We start from the raw sequence: 15,285 nt of genomic DNA, 5'->3' as shown, positions 1-15,285 counted from the left end.
CGGATGGCGCCAGCCTTCCTTCAGCGCGATGCCTCGACCAGTGCCTGCGCGAGCGCGTTGTGACGCGCGATGACAAGCGGCAGGTCGAGCGTCGCCAGACGTCCCTCCCTTACCACCACCTTCCCGTTCACGACCGTGTACGCCGTCTGCGACGGCGCGCAGAACACGAGCGCCGCGACCGGATCGTGCAGCGCGCCCGCGAACAGCGGCTGGCGCAGGTCGAATGCGGCGAAGTCCGCGGCCATGCCGGGCTTCAGCGCGCCGATGTCGTCGCGATTCAGCACCTTCGCACCGCCGAGCGTCGCGATCTCGAGCGCTTCGCGCGCGGTCATCGCATCGGGCCCGAAACCGACCCGCTGCAACAGCAGCGCCTGCCGCACTTCCGCGACCATCTGCGCGCCGTCGTTCGATGCGGAGCCGTCGACGCCGAGGCCGACCGGCACGCCCGCGAGACGCATCTTCTTCACCGGCGCGATACCCGACGCGAGCCGCATGTTGGAGCATGGACAGTGCGCGACGCCCGTGCCGGTGCGCGCGAACAGGCTGATACCCGCATCGTCGAGCTGCACGCAGTGTGCGTGCCACACGTCGTGGCCGACCCAGCCGAGATCTTCCGCATATTCCGCCGGCGTCATCCCGAATTTCTCGCGGCTGTACGCGATGTCGTTGACGTTCTCCGCGAGGTGCGTGTGCAGCGACACCCCGTATTCGCGCGCGAGCACGGCCGCGTCGCGCATCAGGTCGCGGCTCACCGAGAACGGCGAGCACGGCGCGACGACCACGCGCAGCATCGCGTAACGGCCTTCGTCGTGATAGGTCTCGATCAGGCGCTGCGTGTCGCGCAGGATGTCGGGCTCGCGCTCGACGACCGAATCGGGCGGCAGCCCACCGTCGCGCTGGCCGACGCTCATCGCACCGCGGCTCGCGTGAAAACGCATGCCGATCCGCTGTGCGGCGCCGATGCTGTCGTCGAGGCGGCTGCCGTTCGGATAGATGTACAGATGATCGCTCGACGTCGTGCAGCCCGACTGCAGCAGCTCGGCCATCGCGGTGAGCGTCGACACTTCGATCATCTCGGGCGTCAGGTGCGCCCAGATCCGGTACAGGTTCGTGAGCCAGCCGAACAGCTCGGCGTTCTGCGCCGCCGGCACCGCGCGCGTGAGGCTCTGATACATGTGGTGGTGCGTGTTCACGAGCCCCGGGATCACGAGGTGGCCGCGCAGGTCGAGCACTTCGTCGGCCGTCTCGGGCAGCTCGGCGGTCGGACCGACCGCGACGATCCGGTTGTCTTCGATGTAGAGCCCCGCATCGCGCAGCTCGCGACGCGTGTCGTCCATGGTCACGAGCACGTCGGCGTGCTTGACCAGCAGGGTTGTCGGGCGGGATGAGGAGGGGTTCGGCGCGCGTGCGCCAGCGTGCTGCTCGAGGTTCATGCGTTCTCCGCGTCGGTCTGCCCCCAGGGGCGGATCCTGGGAGCGGTCACACAGCCGTTCGAACGCTGAATCGCGGCACGCTCCGGTGCCTGCGTCCGTTCGAACGCCCTGGCCCGGTTACCCGGCGTGCTCGCCGTCTTCGGGGTACGCGCAGGCCACGGGCCGACGCGCACGGCGGGAGGATCGCCCAAGCGCGCGCCGCACACAATGCGCGATCCGGAATACCGCGTTTCACGGTTTCGATATGGTACGCCGCGCAACGCCCCGCCGCCGGCCCGAAATGCCCGCCGGAAGCCCACCGGAAACCGTCTCCGGCGTGCCGTCGACAGCCGCTCATGCGCGGCGCATTATCTTTGATATCGCGCCCGTATTTGCGCGGGGAACCTTTTTACAATGCCTGCACGGCGCTCGCTTCAATCTCGCCGACGGGTATGTAGCCACGTGACGTGGAGCCTCGATCCGCCGCACAGTCAATGGATCGAGTCGCCGCCGAACCTCGCATTCACACAAGGACACAACGAATGGGAAAGCTCACTACCCACGTACTCGATACGGCGCACGGCCGTCCCGGCGCTGCAATCAAGGTGGACCTCTACGCGCTGGACGGCGAATCGCGCCGCGCGATCAAGACCGTGCTGACCAATAGCGACGGCCGCTGCGACGAACCCCTGCTCGAAGGCGCCGCGCTCGCCGCCGGCGAATACGAACTCGTGTTCCATGCCGGCGACTACTTCGCGTCGCTCGGCGTGAAGGTGCCCGAACCCCGTTTCGTCGATCGCGTCGTGCTCCGCTTCGGCATCGCCGACACCGGCTCGCACTACCACGTGCCGCTGCTCGTGTCGCCGTGGTCGTACAGCACCTATCGCGGCAGCTGACATTCGAATCAGCGCCCGCATCAAACAAACGATTTGAGTCTGGAGGAGTTTCATGGAAGGCTTCATCACCGACTGGCTGAACCTCGCGCTGCGATGGCTGCACGTCATCGTCGCCATTGCGTGGATCGGCGAGTCGTTCTATTTCGTCGCGCTCGACAACAGCCTGAAACCGCCGACCGACCCGAACCAGCGCAAGCGCGGTGTGTTCGGCGAGCTGTGGCACGTCCACGGCGGCGGCTTCTACAACATGCAGAAGTACACGGTCGCCCCGCCGGAAATGCCGGATGACCTGCACTGGTCGAAGTGGCCGTCGTACACGACCTGGCTGTCGGGCTTCTCGCTGTTCTTCGTGCTGTACCTGCTCGCACCGAACACGTACCTGATCGACAAGAGCGTGCTCGACATGGGCCCGGTGGTCGCCGTCGCGTCCGCACTCGGCTTCCTCGCGGCCGGCTGGATCGTCTACGACTCGCTGTGCCGCATCCTCGGCACCAACGACCGCGTGCTCGGCATCTGCGTCGGCATCTACGTGGTCGCCGCCGCGTACCTCGCGTGCCACATCTTCGCGGGTCGTGCCGCCTACCTGATCGTCGGCGCGATGCTCGCGACGATCATGTCGGCGAACGTGTTCTTCGTGATCATCCCCGGCCAGCGCAAGATGGTCGACAAGATGCTCAAGGGCGAAGAGCCGAACCCGATCTACGGCAAGCGTGGCAAGCAGCGCTCGGTGCACAACACGTACTTCACGCTGCCGGTCGTGTTCGCGATGCTGTCGAACCACTATGCGATGACGTACACGAACAAGTTCAACTGGGTCGTGCTCGTGCTGATCATGCTGGCCGGCGCGCTGATTCGCCAGTTCTTCGTGATGCGCCACCGCGGCAAGCAGCTGTGGTACCTGCCGATCGGCGGCGTCGCGCTGCTGGCCGGCGCACTGGTCTGGACGACGCCGAAGCCGGTCGCGCCGGAAGCGCAGGCCGCGAACGCGCCGAAGGTCGTGATCAACGACATCATGCCGATCCTGCAGCAGCGCTGCGTCGAGTGCCACTCGGCGAAGCCGACGCTGATGGGCAGCGCGCCCGCAGGCGTGATGTTCGACACGCCGGACGAAGTGTCGAAGAACGCGCAGCGTATCTATGAACAGGCCGTGCGCCTGAAGGCGATGCCGATCGGCAACGTCACGCACATGACCGACGACGAGCGCACGAAGCTCGCCGCGTGGTTCGAGGGTGGCGCGAACAAGTAAGCCGCCGTGCGCCGTGGTCGTGTTCCGGCGCAATCCTTTCCGTTCGCGGGCCCGTTACGGGCCCGTTTTTTTTCGCGTGCTGCAGAGGCGTTGCCAGCGCTCACCGCTTACCGCGCATCGCGTCGCGCTGGAGCGCGACGAGCGCATCGAGTGCGCGCGGGCCGTCGTCGAAAGGCACGAAGATGTGATCGTGGCAGGCAGCCGCCATCACGTTGCAACTGATGCCGGCCGCGCCGAGCGCGCGTGCGAACGCCGCCGTGAGGCCGACAGCCGCAAGGTCGGAATGCACGGTCAACGTGATCCAGGCCGCACGGAACAGCACGGACCAGCCATGACGCCCCGCCGTCTCCTCTTCGACCACGACGGTCAGCCCCTCCGCTTCGCGAAACGTTGCGATCACTTCGGATAACGATACGTCTGCGCCGGTCGGCAGCGATACGAAGGCGAACGCGCCCGGATGCAGTTCGGGCTGCATCGTGCTCAGCAGGATCGCCAGGTCGTTTTCAGGTTGGCTCATCGGAGGAACATGCCCGGAATCGGGCATCGCGCGGTGGAGATGCGGGCACGATAGCACGCGCCCCCGTCACCGCTACGCGTGCATCGTCGCGACTTCATCCGCGAGCCAGTCGCGCAATGCGACGATGCGCGGATCGTCCTGCGTGTGCTCCGGATACACGACGTGATAGGCGAGCCCCGGCGCCACGTCGACGTTCACGTCGAACAGTTGCACGACGCGCCCTTCGGCGAGATCGCGCGCGATCATGTGCGGCTCCGCCAGCCCGACCGCCGTGCCATCCGTCACGGCCTGCACGACGTGGCTCGAATCCGGAAACGCGACGCACCGCCTGTCGTCGAAACCGTCGATGCCGGCAGCGGCCATCCATGCGGACCAGCGCGGCCAGGTCACGCCATCGACTTCGCAGTCCACGTGGCACAGCGTGTGGCGCAGCAGGTCGCGCGGCTTGCGCAACGGCGGCCCGGCCGACAACAGCGCGGGGCTGCAGATCGCAACGACCGACGTATCGAACAGGCGCTGCGCGCACGCATCGCGATAACGCCCGGTGCCGAAGCGGATCGCGGCATCGACGTCGTCGTCATCGAAATCGCGCAACCGGTCGGTGATATCGAACGACAGCTCGAACGCTGGATGTTCGACCCTGAAACGCGGCAGGCGCGGCAGCAGCCAGTGCGTCGCGAAGCGCGCGCCGACCGACACGCGCAACTCCGTCTGCTCTCGTGCGACGCGCCGTGCCCGGGCAGTCGCGCGCTGCAGGCCCGCCAGCGCATCAGCGGCCGCGGCAGCCAGCACGACACCGGCCGGCGTCAGCCGGATGCTGCGGCTCGTGCGGACGAACAGCACCATGTCGAGCTGCGCCTCGATTTCCTTGATCTGGTGACTGACGGCCGCCGGCGTCAGCCCGACCTCGTCGGCCGCTCGCGAGAAATTCAGGTGCCGCGCCGCTGCATCGAACGTCCTCAGCGCGCGCGTACCGGGCCACATGCGTTCCATCGATCTTCAAACCGGATTTGATGACCGTTCCAAAACTACTCGTTTTTCAAGACAGCATCAATCGGCAAACAATAGGCTTTCTTGAAGATGTCGCGCGCCGCCCCGTGCCCGCGGCCAACCTGGAGAGTCGCCGATGACCGCTGCATCATTCCCGTCCGTCGCCCAGATCAACGGCGTCGCCGCCACGCCCGACGCGCTCGCCGCGCTCGCGTTCGCGGGCCACGCGCATTTCACCGCCATGCAGGTACGCGACGGCCACGTGCGCGGCCTCGACCTGCATCTCGCGCGGCTGCGCGATGCGTCGAACACGCTGTTCGGCCAGGCCCTGCCCGACGACCGGATTCGCACGCTCCTGCGCGCCGCGCTCGAGCGCGCGCCGTCGGCGCTGTCGCTGACGGCGACCGTGCATGCGACGACGGGCGAATTCGTCGCGCCGCGCGACGACGAAACGCTCGACGTGCTGGTCCGCACCGCCGCGCCGTCGTCGGGGCCCGCGGGCCCGCTCGATCTTGCGCTGTTCGAATACGAGCGCGTGCTGCCGGACATCAAGCACGTCGGCGAAGTCGCGAAGACGCACTTCCTGCGCCGCGCGATCGCGCAGGGTTTCGACGATGCGGCCTTCGTCGATCGCCATGGGCGCATCAGCGAAGGCTCGATCTGGAATCTCGCGTTCTGGACCGGCGACGCGGTCGTGTGGCCGGTGGCCGACATGCTCGGCGGCGTCACGATGCGCATCGTGCGCCGGCAACTGGCGCGCCTGGGGGTCGCGCAGCACGATCGCGAACTGACGCCGGCCGACCTGCCGTCGATGGCCGGCGCCGTCGTGATGAATTCGTGGACGCCCGGGATCGCCGTGCGACGGTTGGGCGCGACGACACTGCCCGACGCATCGTCGTTCGTCGCGCTGCTGCATCGCGCATACGAACAGGAGCCGCCCGTCGCGCCGTGACGCGCGCCGCCACGCGCCGCGCGCCCTGCTCACCCGTCGACCGTCTCCGGCAGCCGCGCGATCGCCTTGATCTCGAACTGGAACCCATACAGCCAGGTCACGCCGACCGCGGTCAGCGTCGGATGCGGCGCGTCGCCCCAGTATTCGGGAACGATCTCCCAGATCCGCTCGAACGTCGCTTCAGGGTCGACGAGGAACACCGTCATGTCGACGACGTCGTCGAACGTGCAACCGGCCGCGCGCAACACCGCATTCAGGTTGTCGAACGCGCGGCGGACCTGCGCACCCAGTTCCGGCTCCGGCGAACCGTCCTCACGGCTGCCGACCTGCCCGGACACGAACAGGAAGCCGTTCGAGCGCACTGCCGGCGAATAGCGGTTGCGGTCGTACAGTGCCCGGCGACCGGGCGGGAAAACCACGCTACGCTTTACCATCCCCTACCTCCTTCGGTTGGTGGGGCGAAGCCGCCCCGGCATCAACGATGAAGGCACTTTAGGGATCGTTGCACGGCGAATAAACCGGCAACCCTGTCCAACACTGTTTGCACGCACCAAACAATTCCGACCGACGCGGAGCCCTGACCCGATGGATCGATTCGACGCAATGCAGGCGTTCGCCCGCGTGGTGGAAGCCGGCAGTTTCACGAAGGCGGCCGAGACGCTGCACATGAGCCGCACCACCGTCACGCAACTCGTGCAGCAGCTCGAAGCACGGCTGCGCGTGAAGCTGTTCAACCGCACGACGCGCAAGGTCGTCGTCACCGCGGACGGCGCCGCGTACTACGATCGCGTCGTGCGCTTGCTGGCCGACATGGACGATGCCGAAACGAGCCTGTCCGCGGCTTCCGCGTCGCCCCGCGGGCGGCTGCGCGTGGACGTGCCGAGCCCGTTCGCGCGTCTGATCCTGATCCCCGCACTGCCCGCGTTCCATGCGCGCTATCCGGACATCCAGCTCGACATGGGCGTGAGCGACCGCGTGGTGGACGTGATCGGCGAGAACGTCGACTGCGTCGTGCGCGGCGGCGAACCGACCGACCGCTCGCTGGTCGCGCGGCGCGTCGGCGACCTGCGGCTCGGCGTGTATGCGTCGCCGGCTTACCTCGCACGCGCCGGCACGCCGACGCATCCGGACGAGCTGGAGGATACGCATCACCGAATCGTCGGTTTTCTGTGGGCGCGCACCGGCAAGGCGCTGCCGTTTTCGATGGCATGCGACGGCGAGCAGGTCACCGTGCGCGGACGCTACGTGCTCGCGGTCGACGACGGCAATGCGTACCTCGAGGCCGGCCTCGCCGGGTTGGGCATTCTGTGGCTGCCCGACTACATGGCCGGCGCGCATCGCGCCCGCGGCGAACTGGTGCCGCTGTTCGAGCAATGGCAACTCGAACCGATGCCGATGTACGTCGCGTTCCCGCCGAACCGGCACGTCAGCGCGAAGCTGCGTGTATTCATCGAGTGGGTCGCCGAACTGATGGCGCAGCATGCACCGGTTGCGAACCGGCGTCGCGGCGCCGGCCGCTCGCGCGACACGCGCAAAAACGCGGCGACCTGAATCTCGCCGAACTCGTCGCACATAAAAAAACCCGCGCATGATGCGCGGGTTTCGTCGGACGCCGGCAGAAACGCCGGCGACTCAGGCCGTCAGCGCGTGCAGCGCCTCGTCGGTGAGCCACAGCGATTCCTGCAGGTCCTGCTCGTTCAGGTTCAGGCCGTCGCCGCCGCGATCGACGACGATGAAGTCGCTGACGCCGCCGAGCGCGATCAGCGGGTGATGCCACACGCCCTTCGCATAGTTGACGCCCTGCCAGCCGCTCGTCACGAACGCGCGGATCTTCGCCGGATCGAGATCGCCCGCGGGCGCGACGACGACGAGATACGGCTGGTCGTTCAGCGGCACGAACGCCTGGCTGCCGAGCGGGTGCCGCTCGAGCATCTTCACTTCGAACGGCAGCGTGCGCGGCTGGCCGCGGAACAGGTTGACGAGCGTGCGGCCGCCTTCATCGGTCACGTCGACTTTCGCGAGATCGTGAAAGCGGATCGTCGTGCCGAGGTTGATCGGGATCTGCTTCGCCCCTTCCGTTTCGATCACGTCGCCGAACGGCGCGAATGCTTCCTTGGTCAGCGGTTCGATGGCAAGCGTCTTCATTTGTCGAGCGTCCCCCACAGACGCAGGCGCGACACGCCGCCGTCCGGAATGATGTTCAGTCGCACGTGCGTGACGGGGCCGAGCGACGCGATGTCCTGTTCGAAGTAGTGCTGCTTGTCCATCTGCAGCTTCTGCTCGCCGAGCAGCACCGGCCAGAACATCGATTGCGTGATCAGCGAGCTGTCCGTGCCGCCCGACACGTACGCGGCCTGGATCGAGCAGCGGTCCGGGTAGTTGCCCTTGAAGAACGCGGTATCGACTTCGATCTTGCGGATCACACCCGGCTGCGCGAGCGCGATGATCGCCCAGTCGTTGCCGGGTTCGCGGCGGCGGCGGGTTTCCCAGCCGTCGCCCATGTTCACGCCGCGGCCCGGCAGCAGCAGGTTCGACGCGACGCCGAAGTGCTGGTTGTTCGCGGCCACCACGTACCCGCCGTTTTCCATCGCCGCGAGATCGAACTGCTCGGTCGCGCTCGCGCCGGCCCAGTCGAGCTGCGGCTGGCCGTACACGCGCAGGCGTGCAATGCCGCCATCCGGATAGATGTTCACGCGCAGGTGCGTGAAGGCGCGCGCATCGCTCGCTTCGACGTAGTGATGGCTGTTGCCCTGCAGCGTCGTCGACGGCACGATCTCGATCCACTCGGTCGCATGCGTCGGCGCGCCGTCGGCCACGAACGCGGCCTCGATCGACGCGGCCGGCGGGAAGTTGCCGGTGAAGTGGCTCGTGTCGATGTCGAAGCCCTTGATCACGCCCGGGCGCGCGAGCTTGACGATGCACCAGTCGTAGCCCGTCGTGCGCTTGCGGCGCGTTTCCCAGCCGTCCATCCACTTGCCGTGGTCGTCGTACTTGCCGGGGATGAACACGGCCGGCTCGGGGTTCAGCATCCGGTCCTTCGGCGCGAAGAAATCGTCGCTGGCTTCGAGCGCCTGCGCACCGAGACGCGGGTCGGCCAGGTTCACGTAGCGCCGCGTGAAGTCGGGTGCGTTGGGATCGAGAAGCGGAACAGCCATGATGTTTCCTTGTTTCAGTGAGACGATCAGGCCGCTGCGACGCAGCAGGCCGTATTGCGATGTCAGGCGTCGATCAGGTCGTCGAGGCGGAAGCGCGCGATCCGGTAGATCTGGTCGAGGCTCGCCCGCAGTTCCTCGGTGCGCGAGTGATTCACGCGCGACTCGAAGTTCGCGATGATGCCGTGCCGGTCATAGCCGCGCACCGCGAGGATGAACGGGAAGCCGAATTTCTCGCGATACGTGCGGTTCAGCGTCAGCAGCTTGTCGAACTCTTCCTGCGTGCACTGGTCGAGGCCCGCGCCGCTCTGCTCGCGCGTCGACTCGGCGGTCAGCTCGCCGCGCACGGCAGCCTTGCCGGCCAGCTCCGGGTGAGCGTTGATCAGCGCGAGCTGGCGCACTTCGCCGCTCGTTTCCACCGCACCCGACATCGTCTTGTGCAGCGCGTCGATGCTCGCGAACGGCCGCTCGCCCGCGGCGACTTCGGCCACCCACGGCGAATGTTCGAAGATCCCCGACAGTGCCGCGACAAATGCGCTCGGCGCCATCGTATTCAGTTGTTCCAACGTGTAGCGCATCGCCTTCATGCTTTCCCTTCGTTTCGATGATTGGGCTGATACGGATGATGTTCACGCCAGTGACGCGCGATATCGACACGGCGCGTCACCCATACGCGATCGTGCTTCTCGATGTGATCGAGGAAACGCTGCAGCCCGCGGAACCGGCCCGGCCGGCCGAGCAACCGGCAGTGCATGCCGATCGACAGCATCTTCGGCGCTTCGTCGCCTTCCGCGTACAGCACGTCGAATGCATCGCGCAGGTAGTCGAAGAAGTGATCGCCGGTGTTGAAGCCCTGCGGCGTCGCGAAGCGCATGTCGTTCGTGTCGAGCGTGTACGGCACGATCAGCTGCGGCGATGTCTTGCCGCCCGACACTTCGACGTCCATCCAGAACGGCAGGTCGTCGCCATAGTTGTCGGAGTCGTACAGGAAGCCGCCGTATTCCGCGACCAGGCGGTGCGTATTGGGGCTGTCGCGGCCGGTGTACCAGCCGAGCGGGCGCTCGCCCGTCACGCGCTCGATCGCTTCCATCCCGAGGCGCATGTGTTCGGCCTCGAGTTCCGGCGTCATGCTCTGGTAGTGGATCCAGCGCCAGCCGTGGCACGCGATTTCATGGCCCAGCTCGACGAAGGCGCGCGCGAGCTCCGGATGGCGTTCGATCGCCATGCCGACGCCGAATACCGTCAGCGGCATCCCGCGCTTCTCGAATTCGCGCAGGATGCGCCACACGCCGGCCCGCGAACCGTACTCGTAGATCGACTCCATGCTCATGTGGCGGTCGGGATACGCGGCCGCGCCGACGATTTCCGACAGGAACTGCTCGGAGCCCGGATCGCCGTGCAGCACGCAGTTCTCGCCGCCCTCCTCGTAGTTCAGCACGAATTGCACGGCGACGCGGGCGCGCCCCGGCCAGTTCGCCTGAACGGGATGGCGGCCGTAGCCGATCAGGTCGCGAGGATAGTTGGGATCGAGTGACATGGTTCGATGTGCGGCGAAAGCTCGCTGAAATAATGGGTTCGCATCGACTGCGCGGGTGCCGGAGGCCGGCTGCGCAAGCCGATGCGATGACGGCCCAGTTTAGCGAAAACGCCCATACGCGCCCATACAGCGGCGCAGATAGTGCGTGTCAGACGGTGTGTATGTGCGGTTGCGGCAAATTCGGCACCGGTTCCGCCTGATCCCCGTCCGGCGGGCTGAAGCGGGCGAACGCGCCGTCGTAGCGCTTCGGCAGCGGGCGCGCGTAGTCGCCGCGCTTCGCGGTCGCGAGGCGCAACGCGACGAGCGCCTCGGCCCACTTGACGGCCGCCGTGACGCCCTCGACCACCGGCGCGCCGATCTGCTGCTCGATCTCGTGCGCGAACTCGGCCATCCCCGCGCAACCGAGCACGATCGCGTCGGCGCCGTCCTCGTCGAGCGCGCGCCGGCACTCGTCGACAATGATCCGGCGCGCGGCCGAGCCCGGCCGGTCGAGCTCGAGCACAGCGACGTCGGTCGCGCGCACGTTGCGGCAGAACCGTTTCATCCCGTAGCGCTCGGCGAGATGCCACGCCATCCCGCAGGTGCGCGCGAGCGTCGTGACGACCGAGAAGCCCGGCGCGAGCACGCTCGCCGCATGCATCGCGGCCTCGGCAATGCCGATCACCGGCCCGCGCGCGAGCTCGCGCGCCGCGTACAGGCCCGGATCGCCGAAGCACGCGATCACGTACGCATCGCAGCCGTCGCGCTCGCCCTGCACGATCTCGGCGAGCAGCCCCGGCGTCGCCAGTGCCTCGTCGTAATACCCTTCGATCGACGGCGGCCCCATCGGCGGGCTCACCGCGACGATCTCCGTGCCGGCGGCCGCGACCTCACGCGCGCAGCGGCCCATCGCGTCGGTCATCCGCTGGGTCGTATTCGGATTGATCAGTCGGATCTTCATCGCATGCTCCTCAGGCCTTCGCGCTCACGAGCAGCCGGTAGAACACGAAGCCGAGCCCGGCGCCGATGAACCACGAGAAGTTCGCGACGCCCTGCCAGCCCGGCACCATCACGCAGACGATCGCGATCACCGCGGCCGGCAACAGCGCGGCCAGCGCGCGACGGTTCACGCCGCCCGTGTACCAGTACGTGCCGCTTTCCGACATCGTGTACAGGTCGTCGCGCACGAGCCGGCCGCGCTTGACGAGGTAGAAGTCGGCGATCAGCACGCCGTACAGCGGGCCGATGAACGCGCCGAGCACGTCGAGCGTGTAGTGGATCACGGCCGGGTTGTTGAACAGGTTCCACGGCGTGATGAAGATCGACGCGACGGCGGCGAGCATCCCGCCCGCGCGCCAGCTGATCAGGCGCGGCGCGACGTTCGAGAAGTCGAACGCAGGTGACACGAAGTTCGCGACGATGTTGATGCCGATCGTCGCGATCGTGAAGGTCAGCGCACCGAGGATCACCGCGGTCGGATGGTCGATGCGCCCGACCGTCTCGACGGGGTCGGTGATGAGTTCGCCGAACACCGGCAGCGTCGCGGCCGTCGTGATCACCGTGACGAGCGAGAACGCGAGGAAGTTGACCGGCAGCCCCCAGAAATTGCCGCGCCTCACTTCGCCGAACGAGCGGCAGTAGCGCGAGAAATCGCCGAAGTTCAGCATCGGCCCGGAGAAGTACGACACCACCAGCGACACCGCCGTGATCATCACCGGAATCACTTCCGCGCCGTGGTACTTCACGCCGCCGAGGTTGAGGCCGATGTTGCGCCAGCCCGCGCGCCACACCATGTAGCCGGCGAGGATGAACATCACGACGTAGACGGCCGGCCCCGCGAAGTCGATGAACTTCTTGATCGTCTCCATCCCGTTCCAGAACACCAACGCCTGGAGCACCCACAGCAGCATGAAGCCGGCCCAGCCGACTGCCGACAGCCCGAGGAAGCCGTGGCGATGCACGTCCGCGTATGGCAGCCATTGCGGGAAGAATTTCAGCACGACGATCACCAGCGCGCTAGACGCGAGATAGGTCTGGATCCCGTACCACGCGATCGCGATCAGCCCGCGAATCACGGCCGGCACGTTCGCGCCGAGCACGCCAAACGTCGCACGGCATGCGACCGGGTACGGCACGCCGATCTGCTGGCTCGGCCGCGCGATCAGGTTGCACAGCAGGTTCACGAAGCCGATCCCGACGATCAGCGCGATCAGCACCTGCCAGCTCGTCAGCCCGAGCGCGAACAGGCTGCCCGCGAACACGTAGCCGCCGACGCTGTGCACGTCCGACATCCAGAACGCGAAGATGTTGTATGAGCCCCATGTCTGATTTTTCAGGGGTGCCAAATCTTCGTTGTACAAACGTTCGCTGTAACCATTCGGCAGTGTCGGGTCGCCGCCCTCGCCGCCTTCGTCCGCCGGATAGGCGCTGTCGTGCGCCACACTGAACTGAGCCATGACTTCTCCTTGACGCGGCCGAAAGGCCGCTCCACCGTCATCGATATCGCTCCGGATCGACGCCCGGAGTCGGACCAGCGGCCCGCGGCACACGCCGCGGGCCTGCATTTCGCTCGTTCTTGTGGCGCGCGGCCGGGTTCGCGTCGCCGCTCAGGCGCCGCCGAACACTTCGCGCAAATCGACCTGCCCTTGTGCGGGCCGGTCCAGCATCTTCAGTTCGACATGCTGCAGGTGGTGCGCCATCAGCGTCACCGCCCGCTTCGGATCGCCGGCCTCCAGCGCACCGAGGATCTCGTCGTGGTCGTCGCACGAGCACGGGCTGCGCCCGTGCGACTCGTACAGCGCCGACATCAGCGTCGAGCGTGCGACGAGCCCTTCGAGGCACGCGCTGAGCGTCGCATTGCCCATCAGCGTGGCGAGCGCCGTATGGAATTCGCCCGACAGGCGGATCCAGGCCGCGAAGTCCTGCCGCTGGAACGCCTTGCGTTCCTTCTCGATCAGCGAGGCGACGCCCTTCAGCCGCTTCGCGCCGGGCCCGGTCGCGAGCCGCTCGACCACGGCGAGCTCGATGATCCGGCGCATCTCGAACACTTCGTGCACGTCCTGCAGCGTCGGGCTCGCGACGAACGCGCCGCGGTTCGGCTCGAGATCGACCAGCTTGTCGGTCGCGAGCTGCGCGAGCGCCTGGCGGATCGCCCCGCGCTTCACGTTGAACACGTCGCAGAGCTGCGCCTCCGTCAGCTTCGCGCCCGGCGCGAGCCGATGCTCGAGGATCGCCGTGCGGATCCGCTCGGCGATCGCTTCGGGACTGGCTGCACCGGACGGGTGGGATTCGGGCTCGTTCATGATCGGCATCGTGTGATGATCCTCATCCTAGGGTGGACATAAAGATTGTCAACAATTCTTTTCTAGCATTGCGCACAATCGGCGTGCATCGACGCGACCTCGTTCGGTGCATGATGCGTCAAATCCATGCATGACAAGGCCAAGACGTATGACAGACGTGCTTTTCGTCGTATACCCTCCCCGCCATTTTGTTGACAAAACTGGTGCAGGATCCGGCGGCGAGCTTGCAGATGTCGACGAAAATACTTGACCGTTAGTTGCGCGCTTACATAAAGAAAAAGGCGGGGAATGAACCGCCCCCGCCTTTCGACCGACTGCGCCCGCCTCAACCGAGGTGCGGATAGTCCGACAAAGTGAGCCGGAAACCGTGCGCATTCGCGACCAGTTGCGCCTGTGCGCCGAACGGCAACGTCAGCAGGTCGGGCACGTGGCCGAACTGAAGCCCCGTCACGACCGGAATCCCGATCACCGCGCGCACCTGGTCGATCATCGCCTGCATGTCGTAGCCGTTGTCGTACTCGAACGGCCGCGCACCGGTGAACTGGCCGAGCACGAGCGCCTGCTGGCGCGCGAGCAGCCCCGACAGATGCAGTTGATAGATCATCCGTTCGATCCGGAACGGCTGCTCGTTGACGTCCTCGATGAACAGGATGCCGCCTTCGATGTCGGGCATGTACGGCGTGCCGACGAGCGACGTGAGGATCGCGAGGTTGCCGCCCCACAGCGTGCCCGTCACGTTCACGCTCTGCACCTGCGGCGCTTCGGCGATGATCGTCGTGCTCGGCTGCGTCAGTGTCTGCCAGAAGTGCTGCATCGTGAAGTCGCTCGGCGTTTCCGCGCCGAAATCGGCGGACAGCATCGGGCCGCCGAACGTCTTGATGCGCGCCTTCGCGTACAGCGCGAGCTGGAGCGCCGTGAAGTCGCTGTGGCCGACGAGCGCGACCGGCTGGTCACGCAGCCGGCGCTCGAGCCCGCGATAGTCGAGCCCGTGCAGGATGCGCGCGGCGCCATAGCCGCCGCGCACCGCGAGCGCGATGTCCGGCAGCGGCCGCTCGGGATCGGCAAGACGGTTCAGGTCGCCTGCCCGTTCGCCGTCGGTACCGCCGAACCGCTGGAAGCGCCGCTGCGTCGCTTCGATGTTCTCGATGCGGTGCTGCGCGGTGCTGAGGCGCTCGAGCGCGCGATTGATCGCGTCCGGATCGTGCGGATAGCCGGACGGCGCAAGCAGGCGGATGGTGTAGGACGCGGCGGGCTGGAAGGACATGGCAAAGAGAGGTGTCGGGTCGTCAAACCTGCTTAGAG

Annotated in this window: 16 protein-coding genes; 4 read left to right on the top strand and 12 right to left on the bottom strand. The window is 66.8% G+C overall.

Annotation, left to right across the window (positions count from 1 at the left end; translation table 11 throughout):
- Positions 1-20: 20 nt before the first annotated feature.
- Positions 21-1,433: an 8-oxoguanine deaminase gene (locus tag QZM35_RS09875; RefSeq protein WP_301775855.1), complete on the bottom strand. Its 1,413-nt coding sequence runs from the start codon at positions 1,431-1,433 to the stop codon at positions 21-23.
- Between the two features lie 521 nt (positions 1,434-1,954).
- Between QZM35_RS09875 and uraH the strand changes: the two genes are divergently transcribed.
- Entirely contained in the window at positions 1,955-2,308 is a 354-nt protein-coding gene (gene uraH / locus QZM35_RS09870; protein WP_011352401.1) for a hydroxyisourate hydrolase, read from the top strand.
- Between the two features lie 52 nt (positions 2,309-2,360).
- On the top strand, positions 2,361-3,554 hold the full coding sequence (locus QZM35_RS09865; protein WP_039342830.1) for a urate hydroxylase PuuD: 1,194 nt from the start codon (positions 2,361-2,363) through the stop codon (positions 3,552-3,554).
- A 100-nt stretch (positions 3,555-3,654) separates the two neighbouring features.
- Here the strand turns inward: QZM35_RS09865 and QZM35_RS09860 are convergent, their stop codons facing one another.
- Together QZM35_RS09860 and QZM35_RS09855 are read right to left on the bottom strand one after the other, a co-directional pair.
- Positions 3,655-4,071 carry an ACT domain-containing protein gene (locus QZM35_RS09860; RefSeq protein WP_301775854.1) on the bottom strand — a complete coding sequence of 139 codons (417 nt, stop codon included), beginning with the start codon at positions 4,069-4,071 and terminating at the stop codon, positions 3,655-3,657.
- A gap of 72 nt (positions 4,072-4,143) precedes the next feature.
- Complete coding sequence (locus QZM35_RS09855; RefSeq protein ID WP_089431214.1) at positions 4,144-5,064, bottom strand: LysR substrate-binding domain-containing protein; 921 nt, start codon at positions 5,062-5,064, stop codon at positions 4,144-4,146.
- A gap of 133 nt (positions 5,065-5,197) precedes the next feature.
- Between QZM35_RS09855 and QZM35_RS09850 the strand changes: the two genes are divergently transcribed.
- Positions 5,198-6,013, top strand: a complete 816-nt coding sequence (locus tag QZM35_RS09850; RefSeq protein WP_301775853.1) for an aminotransferase class IV family protein — start codon at positions 5,198-5,200, stop codon at positions 6,011-6,013.
- A gap of 29 nt (positions 6,014-6,042) precedes the next feature.
- On the opposite strand, the gene QZM35_RS09845 is transcribed toward QZM35_RS09850, so the two are convergent.
- Positions 6,043-6,447 (bottom strand): RidA family protein, encoded by a 405-nt coding sequence (locus tag QZM35_RS09845; RefSeq protein ID WP_301775852.1) that lies wholly within the window; start codon positions 6,445-6,447, stop codon positions 6,043-6,045.
- Positions 6,448-6,598: 151 nt separating this feature from the next.
- Between QZM35_RS09845 and QZM35_RS09840 the strand changes: the two genes are divergently transcribed.
- A complete protein-coding gene (locus QZM35_RS09840) occupies positions 6,599-7,564 on the top strand; it encodes a LysR family transcriptional regulator (protein WP_089425656.1) in 966 nt (321 codons plus the stop codon).
- 81 nt (positions 7,565-7,645) lie between these two features.
- Here QZM35_RS09840 and QZM35_RS09835 read toward each other — a convergent pair whose 3' ends face one another.
- From QZM35_RS09835 to ldcA, 8 genes are all read right to left on the bottom strand, one after another.
- Entirely contained in the window at positions 7,646-8,158 is a 513-nt protein-coding gene (locus QZM35_RS09835; RefSeq protein WP_089425657.1) for an ureidoglycolate lyase, read from the bottom strand.
- Positions 8,155-9,168 carry an allantoicase gene (gene alc, locus QZM35_RS09830; protein ID WP_089431218.1) on the bottom strand — a complete coding sequence of 338 codons (1,014 nt, stop codon included), beginning with the start codon at positions 9,166-9,168 and terminating at the stop codon, positions 8,155-8,157. The genes QZM35_RS09835 and alc overlap by 4 nt, the downstream gene beginning before the upstream one ends.
- Positions 9,169-9,230: 62 nt before the next feature.
- Entirely contained in the window at positions 9,231-9,752 is a 522-nt protein-coding gene (gene uraD / locus QZM35_RS09825; protein WP_089425659.1) for a 2-oxo-4-hydroxy-4-carboxy-5-ureidoimidazoline decarboxylase, read from the bottom strand.
- Positions 9,749-10,702, bottom strand: coding sequence for an allantoinase PuuE (gene puuE, locus QZM35_RS09820; RefSeq protein ID WP_027787128.1), 954 nt, complete (start codon positions 10,700-10,702; stop codon positions 9,749-9,751). The genes uraD and puuE overlap by 4 nt, the downstream gene beginning before the upstream one ends.
- A gap of 148 nt (positions 10,703-10,850) precedes the next feature.
- Positions 10,851-11,642, bottom strand: coding sequence for an aspartate/glutamate racemase family protein (locus QZM35_RS09815; RefSeq protein WP_089425660.1), 792 nt, complete (start codon positions 11,640-11,642; stop codon positions 10,851-10,853).
- Positions 11,643-11,652: 10 nt separating this feature from the next.
- Positions 11,653-13,137 (bottom strand): NCS1 family nucleobase:cation symporter-1, encoded by a 1,485-nt coding sequence (locus tag QZM35_RS09810; RefSeq protein WP_089431219.1) that lies wholly within the window; start codon positions 13,135-13,137, stop codon positions 11,653-11,655.
- A 150-nt stretch (positions 13,138-13,287) separates the two neighbouring features.
- Entirely contained in the window at positions 13,288-13,992 is a 705-nt protein-coding gene (locus tag QZM35_RS09805; RefSeq protein WP_089425662.1) for a GntR family transcriptional regulator, read from the bottom strand.
- A 316-nt stretch (positions 13,993-14,308) separates the two neighbouring features.
- A complete protein-coding gene (ldcA, locus tag QZM35_RS09800; protein ID WP_039342808.1) occupies positions 14,309-15,247 on the bottom strand; it encodes a muramoyltetrapeptide carboxypeptidase in 939 nt (312 codons plus the stop codon).
- Between the last annotated feature and the right edge of the window lie 38 nt (positions 15,248-15,285).

The organism is Burkholderia sp. AU45274, assembly GCF_030482505.1.
GTDB lineage: Bacteria > Pseudomonadota > Gammaproteobacteria > Burkholderiales > Burkholderiaceae > Burkholderia.
This window is presented reverse-complemented; position numbering and strand designations above follow the sequence as displayed.